This window comes from Roseovarius sp. W115 (genome assembly GCF_032842945.2).
In the GTDB taxonomy this organism is placed as follows: Bacteria; Pseudomonadota; Alphaproteobacteria; order Rhodobacterales; family Rhodobacteraceae; genus Roseovarius; species Roseovarius rhodophyticola.
The window spans coordinates 2,064,403-2,076,620 of sequence record NZ_CP146606.1 but is presented as its reverse complement, the minus strand read 5'-3'; the positions used below and the strand labels follow the sequence as shown (position 1 = coordinate 2,076,620).

Genomic DNA, 12,218 nt, shown 5'->3' with positions numbered 1-12,218 from the left:
CCCCCATCATGGAGACGTGAGACTCAGAGGCCCCACGTGCGAGAAATTGATCTGACCGGAAAACTGCTGATCGCCATGCCCGCCATGAGCGACCCCAGATTTGCGCAATCCGTGGTCTTCATGTGCGCTTATTCTGGCGAAGGAGCCATGGGCCTTATTGTCAACAAACCTGCAGACGGGCTGAGCCTTCATGCATTGCTGGACCAATTGGACATTTCGCACGAAGACGAATCGACAGACCTGCCAGTCCATTTCGGTGGCCCGGTCGAAAATGGCCGGGGCTTTGTTTTACATGATGGCGCGCATCATTCTTCCATATCAACGCTGGAAGTGAACGACGCCTTTGGCATGACCGCGACACTTGATATCCTGGAGGATATCGCCAGCGGCCAGGGCCCAAAACAGAGCCTTGTGGCGCTGGGTTATGCCGGTTGGGGACCGGGGCAACTTGAGGCGGAAATCTCCCAAAACGCTTGGCTGACCGTCGAGGCGGACCCGGATTTGGTTTTTGGGCCACAAGACGACTGCAAGTGGGAAGCGGCCCTTAACAAGCTTGGCGTCAGCTCAGTCACGCTCTCATCCGAAGCCGGCCACGCCTAACGGGCCAAAAGCTTTCAAAAGCTTTTCGGAAGTCTTTTCCGAAAAGACTTCCTCCAAGTCGCACCTACCGCGTGTACATCTGCTTTTTATAGGCCCGCGTGCGCTCGGTCGCGTCAGCCGTGCCATCGTGATACGTGCCGAACCACCGATCAAACGGGATCTCGGAGGTGCCGTAGTTGCACTCGAAATACCGGTGATGCAGCTGATGAAAGAAATCCCCGGCCCGCGCTGCTGGCTGGTCTTTCGGGATCAGCTTTTCAAATCCGGAATGCGACAAAACCGGGCTAATCTGCTGGAAATAAACGTGAAACAACACGTGCAATGGGTGCGAGGCCACGACCAGGTGAACGAAATAAGTCGTAAAATACATCATATTCTCAAACCAATGGTTCGAGATCCCCGACCACGGACCGACATTGACATTCCGGTGATGTACCGCGTGGACATGTTTGTAGAGCTTTGGATGATGCTCCAGCCTATGCACCCAGTAGAAATGCAGGCCTGACCACATCGGGATGAAGAACATCCAGGCCACGAACCACACAGGCGCGCTGGCGAATGTGATCGTCGGCGCAAAACCATTGGCCATCGCCCAGAAGATGACCCACTGATAGACCGTCGCCACAGTCATCGCACTGCCCAGCGTCCACCAGATGTTGTCCAGCACCTGATTGTTGAATGTGAACGTGCCGTTGTTGCGCGTCAGGTCCCGGCGGTCGAACTTGGTCTTCATATCCTGCCCGCGCCGAATGTAGAGCCACCAATGCAGGCCTCCTGCTACCAGCGTCTGAGGCACCATGTTGATCAGCCAGATCGTAAACATCCAGCCAAACGCAAAACTTTGCATCGCCTCCAGGGGCGGCAGGAAGAGAACATAGACAAACACTGTAATGGCAAAACAGACCGTCAGGGCGGTGATCTGAAGCCACGCGCCCGAATACCAACGCAAAACCGCGCGGGGATTGGGCGGCCAGCTGAACACCGGGTTCAGCGTGACAAGATCATCCGGCCGATGATTCCAGCGATCGGCCTCAGGGTCATGTGCTGCATCTGTCATAGCACGCTCCTCAATGCGCGTAGTCCGAGCCTTCTTCGTCAAGAATCGCCATCAGTTCCGCCAGATGCCGCTCGGCCTGTCCGGGATATTCTTCAATCTCGCGCGCTGTCTTTTCAGCAATCTCATCAGACAGCACACGCATCGGCTGCCCGGTCTGCAACGCACGGATATAGGTCTCTGCCGCACGCTCAAAATAATACATCCGGTTAAAACAATCCGCGACGGTGTCGCCCATGACCAGAATACCGTGATTGCCCATGATCATGACTTTTTTCGTCGGGTCCTGAAGCTGAGCGGCACAGCGTTCACCCTCATCCTCAAAGGCCAACCCGCCGAAATCTTCATCAATCACATAGCGATTGAAAAACGTCGCTGTGTTCTGATCAATGGGGGAGGTTGCTATCTGCAAGGCTCGCCAACACTGTGGCGTGAATGGAATGCACATGCATCAGACACCTGTGATGCGGGCAACGCCGATGCACGGATCCATGCAAACCCCAGGCACTGGGGTCGGGCGCGCCGGGGCGGTCCAGCGTGTCCGGATCATTGGCATCCAGCAGCAACAGATCAGACGCCTTGATCCGGCTGAAATGCACCTGATTGGGATTCATCAGAAACTGGGTGCCGTCGTCGTTCACCGCAAGGCTGAAATGATTGGCCACCGCTTCGTGGAAATTCAGCCGCTCAGTCCAGCGAAATGTCGCGGCCAGTTCCACGCGTTCCCGCCAGAAAGCAATATTTGCGGTTTCGTTGGATTTCGGCTGCAACATGGAACCACTCCTTTCGCGCGTTTCATTCACGTTGCCCAAGCCTGTCAAACTTTACAAACAATAGATTTCGCGCCATGACATTAATAAAATTAATGTATAGATCGTGCATAATATGAACAGCACCGGCCTGCCCCCGCTCACATGGCTGCGCGCCTTTGAGGCCGCCGCACGACATTTGTCCTTCACCCTGGCCTCGCAAGAGTTGAACCTGACCCAGTCCGCCATAAGCCAGCATGTCCGAAGCCTTGAGGCGTTTCTGGGACGGGAGCTCTTCATTCGCCGCACCCGTGCTTTGCAACTCACCGAAGCAGGGGCCAACTACCTGCCCACCGTCCGAGAGGCGTTTGACCTGCTCGCACGTGGCACCCGCTCTTTTACAGGTGGTGATCCCGGTCAGACCCTTCTTGTGCAGTGCAATATGGCATTTTCTGTCTTCTGGCTTGCCCCCCGCCTACCGCGCCTCTATGCGCAGCACCCTTGGCTGACGCTCAATATCTCGACTGCCATCTGGGATCCGGAACGTTCGGCCCACGATGCACCGGTTGAAATCCGCTTTGGCCGCCCCGGTGATATGTCACAAACGGCACGTCCCCTACCCGCCAACACCATGTACCCGGTTTGCATCCCGCAATATCAGAACGGCGCGTTTGATCTGAAGACAGCCCGGCTATTTGATTGTTCCGGCATGATGGGGAACTGGGAATACTGGAGCACAGCCACAAACACACCGTTTGACCAGAGCAACACAGTCAACTTGGCATCCACCTATGTGATCGCCATGCAAGCCGCCCTACACGGCGCAGGTATCTGCATGAGCCATGACGCCATAGCTGCGGATCTCGTTGAGGCCGGGCAATTGGTCCGCCCATTTGAAGGAGCGGCAAAACTTCCAGAAGGCTACTTCTTACTCTCTCCGGCAAGCCACGACGAAACCCCCGCCAGCCGCGCCTTTGTGTCTTGGCTAGACCGGGAAATCACTGCAATGCACGGCAACCATCCGCGCACAGGTACTCCATTCGAAAAATAGCAGAAACCGATATCGCCTGTGCACCTACGCATTTCGCCGAAAGACAATCGTGTCACGTTTTAAAAATTCGTTTTATTATCAATATCTTGAGTAAATTTTTCTGCAAATTTATGACGAATTTTCCCCCTACATCGGTCACAACAAAATGCGAAACTCAGCCGACTAAAAGTGGCACTTACGATGTCTGAGGATCAATAATGCCCATTTGGTACGGGTATCAAAACGCTATCTTTGGTACGCAGAGCACGGTCAACGGCTCTGCGTTCAACTATAATTTTGGCCCACCCAATGGCGGCACCTGGAGTTGGACAGGTGCAACCACCAACTTCGCCGTCAGGGAAAATGACGGAGCCACGCTTTTCAACGGCGATTCAACCAACGAACAAGTTTCTGCCAACGAACAGATCGGTGGTGTCTGGGAACAGGTCACCGAAGTTGATGGCACGTTTCGACAGGTTATCTGGGACTACACCTTCGAAGTCACTGCCGCAGACGGCACAGTGTTTCGCGTTGCAGTCATCGATGTTGATCTCAATAACGATGATGACCTGAATGATGTCGTGGGTGGTGATGCCGAGGACGGCTACTACCTGGTTTTCCCCGACGGAGTACCGCCCGCAGGCCAAGATTACACGATTGGCAACATCGTCGAAAACGATGCCTTTACGGCGCATCTTGGACTGGGTGCAGACATTGTATGCTACGCCGCTGGCACACTGATCGACACGCCGACTGGGCCACGTCCTGTCGAAATTTTGAGAACCAACGACTTTGTGCAAACCACAGACCACGGACCACAACCAATCCGCTGGACCGGGAGCGTACGTGTTCCCGCTTTGGGTCGGCTGGCTCCAGTTGTCATTCAGGCCGGAGTTTTGGATAACGAAAGAGACCTCGTCATCTCACCGCAGCACCGGGTTTTGTTGAACGATTGGCGCGTTGAATTGCTCTTTGGCACCGAGAATGCCTTCGTACGAGCGGTCGACCTTGTCGATGGCGATCAGGTGTATCGCAGGAGTGGCGGCTTTGTAGAATACCACCATTTCCTGCTAGATCGGCATGAGGTTGTGTTTGCCGAGGGCATCGCAAGCGAAAGCCTCCTGCCCGGTGAATGCGCCCAATCGGCGTTAGGAGTCAAAGCCGTGTCAGAGATCGAAGGCGCCCTTTCGAACCTCGGCCAAAGTCTGGCAACCTACGGCCCAGCCGCACGCCGGACACTTAAAAGCTTTGAAGCAGAATTGCTGATGCAAAGGCGAAAATCCGGACTTGCCCCACAGGCAACCCACGTCTCACAAATCCCAGCATATGCTTAACCGCCAACTTGTGACCGGCCAATACGTACAAAACCTGAGTTTGGAGATTTGGTAGCGGAGGAGGGACTTGAACCCCCGACACGCGGATTATGATTCCGCTGCTCTAACCAGCTGAGCTACTCCGCCAGACCGAGGCGCTAGGTATGACAGGCACCCGCGCAGGTCAAGGAATAATTCATCGTCAAATGGTCTTGATGCACGGCAAATTGCCGCGCAGTCTGCGCCTATGACGCAGACCACCCATCCGATACTGGACGCACTACGCAAAGAGCTAGGTGCCAAATACGTTTTAACGGGCAAACACGCCGAACCATTCGCGCGCGACTGGACCGGACAGGTTTACACCTCGCCACTTGCCGTCTTGCGGCCAGCAGACACAAAAGACGTTTCACAGATCATGCAGCTTGCATACTTGCATGAGGTGCCCGTGGTGCCTGTATCAGGTCGCACTGGCCTGACCAAAGGCACCAAGGCGGACGGACAATTGCTGCTGTCGCTCGACCGGCTCTCGGCGATCCGGGAAATTCGGCCCGCGGGTCGCATCGCAGTTGTCGAAGCAGGTGTAATCCTGTCAGACCTGCACAAGGCGGCAGATATGCATGACCTGATCTTTCCGCTGACCTTTGGCGCGCGCGGGTCGGCGATGATCGGCGGCGCGCTCTCCACCAACGCAGGTGGCTCGAACGTGGTCCGCTACGGAAGCACACGGGGCCTGTGCCTTGGGCTCGAAGTGGTGCTCGCCGATGGCCGCATCCTTGACCTGATGAGTGCAGTGCACAAGGATAACTCCGGCTATGACCTGCGTGACCTGATGATCGGTGCCGAGGGCACGCTTGGTATCATCACGGCAGCCGTGCTGCGCCTTATGCCCAAACCCCTGGCCTATGCATCGGCCATGCTGGCCTGCTCGTCCGTATCGGCCGCGGTGGACGTGCTCAATACGCTACAGGCGCAAACCGGCGGCGCGGTTGAGGCCTTTGAATACATGCCCGCCAGCTTCATCGAGGGGCATCTGGAACGCTTTCCCGACGCCCGCGCGCCCTTTGAGGCGCGCTATGATGTGAATATCTTTGTCGAAGTCGGCGCATTGTCTTCACGCGATGCCGACCCAACGCCAGAGGGACAGATCCCGGCCCGCGCCCATCTCGAAGACGTGCTTTCGCAGATGCTGGAAAATGGACAAGTGCTCGACGCTGTCATCGCACAGAACGAAACCCAACGCGCCGAAATGTGGGCCCGTCGGGAAGCCGCAGCCGAGTTGTCTCGTCTGCATGATCCGATTGTCGACAACGACATCGCTGTTCCTGTGGACCGCATGCAAGACCTACTCACGCGCATCGAAACGCGCATCCATGCGCTGGACCCTGACATCAAGATGCTAAACGTTGCGCATCTTGGCGATGGCAATCTGCACTTCACGGCTTGGCCCAAAACAACAGACAAAAACACACACGCCGCGATCAATCTCGCCGTGGAAGAGGAGGCCATCGCGTTAGGCGGTTCTTTCTCGGCCGAACACGGCGTGGGACTATCAAAACTCCCGGCGATGGCAAGGCACAAGGACAAGGTCGCGCTTGACGTGATGCGCGCGATTAAACGTGCTCTGGACCCCAAGAATATCCTGAATCCAGGCAAGGTCATCCCCGCCCCGGATGATCTCCCCTAGCCGTAAACAGCCATGAAAATACCTTGTCACCGCGTTAAGCTCTACCGAGTTATTTCGGTATAAATTTGGTCTTATTGCGAGTGGCAGTCCACAATTTGCCTAAATTTTATGCATATCTTGGATCACTATTGGTCTATACACAAAAGGAATTAACTTTTTCTCCATGGTCAAAATTATTTCATAAAAAGAATTTTCCCTGAACATCAGAACCGCGATACTTCTGCGTGACACAACCCTTTCATGCCGAAAACTGTATGAAAATCAGTTTTTTAGCAAAACACCGGCCTGTTAGTGCCATCAAGTGGCTCTTCCCCTACTGCCAGCCACGCACGACTTGCACCAGGCCAACTGCGTCGGATGACTCAAAAAAAACTATTGGCGGATGTCCTGCCGCAAGCTTGAGTATGACCATCGCCGGAATCGACGCCTAAGGGACTGCGCCGACCGGCCAACACGGAGGGAACAAGAAAAATGGAAGAACAACTCGCGGAACTCGCGGCCAAGGTGGCCGAGATGGAGGCGAAGGGGAATCTGACGAACACGATGTTCGCAGAGACATATTACTATCTCACAATCCCCTTGATGATCATCATTCACGCAGGCTTCTTGGCCTATGAAATGGGCGCATCCCGCGCCAAAAACGCGCTCTCATCGGGCGTCAAAAACATTCTGGCATTCGCATTCGTGATCCCGGCCTTCTACTTCTTTGGCTGGTGGGTCTACTGGGCCTTCCCAACGGGCTTCTCATTTTCGGCAGGACCCAATGGGATTTCCGGTGCCGAATACGCCAGCTCCATCGCTTTGGCATGGGGTGAATCTGCGGCCTACATGGGCCCGAACACCGAAGATCAGATTGATGGTGTGTTCTGGGGCGCCTTCACACTCTTTGCCGCAACAACAGCTTCGATCATGTCGGGCGCTGTGATTGAGCGCATTCAAACCGTGGGCTTTGTCATTCTTGCGATCGTTCTGGGTGGGTTCAGCTGGACGCTGGCCGCGGCCTGGGGTTGGCATGCAGACGGTTGGCTGGTGCAAAACTGGGGTGTTCATGACTTCGGCGCTGCCGGTCTTGTACACGCGGTTGCGGCCTTCTTTGCCCTGGGTGTGCTGATTGTGCTTGGACCGCGCATCGGCAAATTCAACGCAGACGGCACGGCCAACGAATTGCCGGGCCACAACATGCCCTTCACGGCCATGGGCCTCATGCTCATCGTCGTGGGCTTCTGGGGCTTCCTGATGGCCTGTCTCGTGGTCGGCGGAGAAGCATGGTCGTGGGGCTCAAACTTCACCACCATCTATGGCACACCGACAAACCTCGGCGCGCTGAGCTTTAACATCCTGATGGGTGTCGCAGGCGGCATCATCGGGGCGTGGCTCTTCACCCGCGATCCATTCTGGATGATGTCCGGTGCTCTGGCGGGTCTGATCTCGGTGGCCTCTGGTCTCGACATCTACTTCCCGTCGCTGACCTTCATCATCGCGATTGGCGCAGGTGTCATGCTGAAACCCGCAGCCAAGATCCTCGAAGGCATGGGCATTGACGATGCGGTGGGCGCTGTGACGGTTCACGGCACCATGGGCATCTACGGAATGCTGATGCTGGGCATCTTCGCCTCAGGCTACCCTGCCGTCATGGACTTCTCAGTTCCAGAAGGCAGCACGGTTCCAACCGTAAGCCTCGTGGGTCAGATCGTCGGCTCAATCGTCTTCATCACGATTGGCCTGATCACTGGCTTGGCAAGCGCCTTGGTGCTGAAAATGCTTGGCATGCTGCGTGTGCCAGAAGCGGCCGAAATCGCGGGTCTCGACACGGTCAAAGTGCCGGCACAGGCCTACCCCGAAGGCATCGCGGTTTCACCGCCGGCGTCGCAATAACCTGAATAGGAGGAATGAAAAATGGGATTTCCATATGAAAACGCATCCTGGGACGGCGTCAGCGGCGTGATATTCGTTGGCGGTGCCGGTGGCTCAACCATGATGTACAGTATGATCGCCATCGGCATCTGCATCGCCGCCCTGCTCCTCGGCAATGGCATCGAAAGCAACAAGTACAAAAACCACAAGTAAAGGCCACGTCCTTGCACGAAACGCCCCGCGGTTCATCCGCGGGGCGTTTTTCTTGACCCTATCCATCAATAGCGCGTGACCACCACACTCGCCCTCTTTGCGGCGACACATCTGCTGATACAACTGTGCCATGAAACGTTTTATTGCTCTGTTTTTTGCCCTGTCCCTGTTCCCGCTTTCGGCGCACGCCTGCGGTGCAGACGCCGACTGCGCCCTTGGCGACCGAACCTACCGCATTCAAATGCCAGACACCGCAGGCGACAGACCCGCCGCCTTGATCTTTGCGCATGGCTACAAAGGCTCGGCGCGAGGTACAATGCGCAACAAGTCTCTTGCGGCCCTGGCTGAACGGCTCGGCGTAGCGCTTGTCGCCCCCGATGCCATCATGGACGACTGGTCTATCCCCAACGCGCCGGGGCAAAGCACCTCACCCGATGTCGACGAAATCGCCTATTTCGATGCGCTCAAAGAAGCGCTCATCTCGAAACACAACATCGATCCCGACCGCATCGTTGTTGCAGGGTTTTCTGCTGGCGGCATGATGGTCTGGAACCTCCTCTGCGCCCGCCCGGATGACTATGCCGGGTTCATCCCCATTGCTGGCACCTTCTGGGCCCCTGAGCCGACAAGCTGCGATACGCCCACGGCCAACATCATCCATATCCATGGCACATCAGACAAGATCGTACCCCTCGCCGGTCGGCCCATCGCGGAAACCCATCAGGGCGACGTGAACAAAACCTTGGCCATGTACATCGCAAACGGCGGCTACAGCGCGTCCGACAGCCCCGATATGACCTCTGATCTGAGTTGTGAAAGCTGGCGCAATGAACAAGAAGCAACGATGACAAAATGCCTGCATGATGGTGGGCACAGCTTCAAAGCGGATCACATTGAGGCGGCGTGGAAGACCCTTGTGTCAGGGGGTTAACCGCGCTCAGCCAAAGCTTTGAAATGGCCCAAGCCATCGCGCATATACGCCCGCCAGAACGTGGTCGCCAATAGCGTCACAAGAGAGCGCGACAGGAGATTGGTCGCGCGAAACCCATAGGTCCACACCACTTGCGTTTCGCCGGATTGCGCCGTAAAGACCCACCGCCCATGCGCAGATTTCACCAGCCAGGAAAACGGCCCGGTGAACCCTGACACGGTATAGGCAAACTCCGCCAGGGTCTCCGCTGTCTGTCCCCCGCTGGGAGCGCTATAGGTGATCTCTTCGCGCGCCGTGTTGCCATCGCCCAGAACCACGGTCCGGGTTTGACCAACCTCATCCCAACGCCCGGTCTGATCCTGCACATCCACCACCGGTGGAATAGGACCTTTGGCTTTCGGAAAGAGGTCCGGCAGGTAAACTGGTACGAAGACCTCCCAAACTGTCGGCAATGCCTTACCGATGACGCAGTCCACGCGCGCCGATGGCCCGAACCCCGCCGGATCAGGCGCGCCAGTCAAAGAACCCTTCGCCCGCGCGCTTCAACAATCCATGTGCAAGTTCAGCCCCCAAAGCCGCGCCATCCTCAATCGGAGCGGTGGCCGCATCTTCCAGGCTCTCGCTTCCATCCGGGCGCAGGATTTCTCCGCGCAACCGGATTGACCCACCTTCCAGCTCTGCCAAACCGGCAATCGGGGTCTCACAAGACCCATCCAGAGCCGCCAGAAACGCCCGCTCTGCCGCCAGCCTTTGTCCCGTCGGCCCATCATGAATGGCCGCCAGCATATCGGCCACGCGGGTGTCATCCACGCGCCGCTCAATCCCGATGGCCCCTTGCGCAACAGCCGGCAGCATATCCTCAGGCGCAATCGCCCCCTTGGCCACCTCTGACTGTCCCAACCGGTTCAACCCGGCCATCGCCAAAAAGGTGCAACCCGCCACACCATCCTCAAGCTTTTTCAGCCGGGTTTGTACATTGCCGCGAAACTCCACCACCTCAAGATGGGGGAATTTGACCAAAACCTGTGCCTTGCGGCGCAGGCTCGACGTGCCGACCTTGGTGCCCTCCGGCAACGCCTGTAGCCCGTCAAAATGCGGTGAGACAAATGCATCGCGCACATCCTCGCGCGGCAGATACGTATCAAGCACCAGCCCACCGGGCTGTTCCACCGGCATGTCCTTCATCGAATGCACAGCAATGTCAATTTCACCTGACAGCATCGCATCTTCGATCTCACGCGTGAACAATCCCTTGCCGCCAATCTCTTTCAAAGGCCGGTCCAAAACCCGGTCGCCGGTTGTTTTGATGACATGGATTTCAAAACAGTCTTCCGACAGGTCGAACGCCTTGGAAAGGCGCAACCTTGTTTCATGCGCCTGTGCAAGCGCCAGAGGCGAGCCACGGGTGCCAATCTTCAGTGGGGCGGACGGGGTGGGCAATTCTTTTGTCATACAACCCGTTTAGATGTGTAAACCTAGCCTGACAAGTTTTGGTTGACTTTCCGTTCCTCTCTTGGGACCACCAAGACAAAGGGAGACCGGGTATGGCGGCACAAAAAACCATTTTGAAAGCGCTCGCGGGCGAGGTTCAAGACACACCACCCATTTGGATGATGCGTCAGGCCGGGCGGTATTTGCCCGAGTACCGTGCCACCCGCGCTGAGGCCGGGGATTTCCTGTCGCTCTGCTATAACTCGGATCTGGCCACCGAAGTCACCCTGCAACCCATCCGCCGCTACGGGTTTGACGCCGCCATTCTCTTTGCCGACATCCTTCTGGTGCCGCAGGCTTTGGGCGCTGATCTATGGTTTGTCACGGGCGAAGGCCCGCGCCTCTCGACCATCACGCAGCAATCCGAGTTCGATGCCCTGAAAGGTGCCGACGACATCCACGACACGCTCAACCCCGTCTATCAAACCGTGCGCAACCTCGCATCCTCTCTGCCCTCCGAGACCACATTAATCGGCTTTGCCGGGGCTCCCTGGACTGTGGCCACCTACATGATCGCCGGGCGCGGCACACCGGATCAAGGCCCCGCTCATGCGCTCAAGGACGAAAACCGCCCGCTCTTTGAGGCCGTGATGAACCGGCTGACCGACGCCACAATTGTCTACCTCTCGGCACAGATCGAGGCCGGCGCAGAGGTGGTCAAAATCTTCGACAGCTGGGCCGGGTCGCTCAAAGGGCAAGACTTTGAGGATTTCGCGGTAGCCCCCACCAAACGCATCATCGCGGCACTCAAGGCCAAACATCCCTCCATCCCCATCATCGCCTTCCCCCGCGAAGGCGGCGACGGCTATATAGGTTTCCACGAAAAAACCGGTGCCGACTGCGTCGCCATCGACAACTCCGTCAGCCCCGAATGGGCCGCAGAGCATGTGCAGGTGGCGGGCTGTGTGCAGGGCAACCTGGCCTCCTCCCATATGGTCACCGGCGGAGACGCCCTTGTGCGCGAAACCAAAGCCGTGGTGGAGGCCTTCCGCAAAGGCCCACATATCTTCAACCTGGGCCACGGCATCACACCGGATGCAGATCCTGAGAATGTACAGCTGATGATCGACACAGTGCGCGAGGCGTGACTGTGCGGTTTTAGGTGACGTCTATGAGCGCTCTGAGCCCGTTGCAGTCATTCAAAAGTTGTCACAAAAGCAAAACTTGGGTGCCTGCACTGGTAGTAAGGGTTACGAAAATCCGGATGCCAAAATGTGTTTTCAGAAATTTACTGTGCTGAGCTTGCAACCTGATCCAAAGTGGACATCTCGGATCAGGTTCCATTCGCAGCTGTGG

11 protein-coding genes, 1 tRNA gene and 1 pseudogene are annotated in these 12,218 nt (G+C 56.7%); 8 read left to right on the top strand and 5 right to left on the bottom strand.

The window, feature by feature from the left end:
* Positions 1–45 precede the first annotated feature (45 nt).
* Entirely contained in the window at positions 46–600 is a 555-nt protein-coding gene (locus tag RZS32_RS10450; protein ID WP_317057896.1) for a YqgE/AlgH family protein, read from the top strand.
* Between the two features lie 64 nt (positions 601–664).
* On the opposite strand, the gene RZS32_RS10445 is transcribed toward RZS32_RS10450, so the two are convergent.
* Both RZS32_RS10445 and RZS32_RS10440 read right to left on the bottom strand, forming a co-directional pair.
* Positions 665–1,657 (bottom strand): sterol desaturase family protein, encoded by a 993-nt coding sequence (locus tag RZS32_RS10445; protein ID WP_317056917.1) that lies wholly within the window; start codon positions 1,655–1,657, stop codon positions 665–667.
* A 10-nt stretch (positions 1,658–1,667) separates the two neighbouring features.
* Positions 1,668–2,427, bottom strand: a pseudogene (locus tag RZS32_RS10440) (class II aldolase and adducin N-terminal domain-containing protein).
* Between the two features lie 112 nt (positions 2,428–2,539).
* On the opposite strand from RZS32_RS10440, the gene RZS32_RS10435 reads away from it, so the two are divergent.
* Positions 2,540–3,454: a LysR family transcriptional regulator gene (locus tag RZS32_RS10435; protein ID WP_339106615.1), complete on the top strand. Its 915-nt coding sequence runs from the start codon at positions 2,540–2,542 to the stop codon at positions 3,452–3,454.
* 197 nt (positions 3,455–3,651) lie between these two features.
* Positions 3,652–4,767 (top strand): Hint domain-containing protein, encoded by a 1,116-nt coding sequence (locus tag RZS32_RS10430; RefSeq protein ID WP_317056915.1) that lies wholly within the window; start codon positions 3,652–3,654, stop codon positions 4,765–4,767.
* A gap of 49 nt (positions 4,768–4,816) precedes the next feature.
* Here RZS32_RS10430 and RZS32_RS10425 read toward each other — a convergent pair.
* Positions 4,817–4,893, bottom strand: a tRNA-Met gene (locus RZS32_RS10425).
* 100 nt (positions 4,894–4,993) lie between these two features.
* On the opposite strand from RZS32_RS10425, the gene RZS32_RS10420 reads away from it, so the two are divergent.
* The 4 genes from RZS32_RS10420 to RZS32_RS10405 all read left to right on the top strand — a co-directional run bounded on the left by RZS32_RS10420 (position 4,994) and on the right by RZS32_RS10405 (position 9,431).
* Positions 4,994–6,433, top strand: a complete 1,440-nt coding sequence (locus tag RZS32_RS10420; RefSeq protein WP_317056914.1) for an FAD-binding oxidoreductase — start codon at positions 4,994–4,996, stop codon at positions 6,431–6,433.
* 471 nt (positions 6,434–6,904) lie between these two features.
* Complete coding sequence (locus tag RZS32_RS10415; protein ID WP_317056913.1) at positions 6,905–8,308, top strand: ammonium transporter; 1,404 nt, start codon at positions 6,905–6,907, stop codon at positions 8,306–8,308.
* A 21-nt stretch (positions 8,309–8,329) separates the two neighbouring features.
* Positions 8,330–8,500 carry a hypothetical protein gene (locus RZS32_RS10410; RefSeq protein ID WP_317056912.1) on the top strand — a complete coding sequence of 57 codons (171 nt, stop codon included), beginning with the start codon at positions 8,330–8,332 and terminating at the stop codon, positions 8,498–8,500.
* A 130-nt stretch (positions 8,501–8,630) separates the two neighbouring features.
* Positions 8,631–9,431, top strand: a complete 801-nt coding sequence (locus RZS32_RS10405) for an alpha/beta hydrolase family esterase (protein WP_317056911.1) — start codon at positions 8,631–8,633, stop codon at positions 9,429–9,431.
* On the opposite strand, the gene RZS32_RS10400 is transcribed toward RZS32_RS10405, so the two are convergent.
* Positions 9,428–9,952 (bottom strand): SRPBCC family protein, encoded by a 525-nt coding sequence (locus tag RZS32_RS10400; RefSeq protein WP_317056910.1) that lies wholly within the window; start codon positions 9,950–9,952, stop codon positions 9,428–9,430. The two genes, RZS32_RS10405 and RZS32_RS10400, sit on opposite strands and share 4 nt — an antisense overlap.
* Entirely contained in the window at positions 9,936–10,883 is a 948-nt protein-coding gene (gene hemC / locus RZS32_RS10395) for a hydroxymethylbilane synthase (RefSeq protein WP_317056909.1), read from the bottom strand. Before hemC ends, RZS32_RS10400 begins: the two co-directional genes overlap by 17 nt.
* 92 nt (positions 10,884–10,975) lie before the next feature.
* Here hemC and hemE point away from each other — a divergent pair, with 92 nt between their 5' ends.
* The gene (gene hemE / locus RZS32_RS10390; RefSeq protein WP_317056908.1) at positions 10,976–12,010 is read left to right on the top strand and encodes a uroporphyrinogen decarboxylase; all 1,035 of its coding nucleotides are present in this window, start codon (positions 10,976–10,978) and stop codon (positions 12,008–12,010) included.
* The last annotated feature ends 208 nt before the right edge of the window (positions 12,011–12,218 follow it).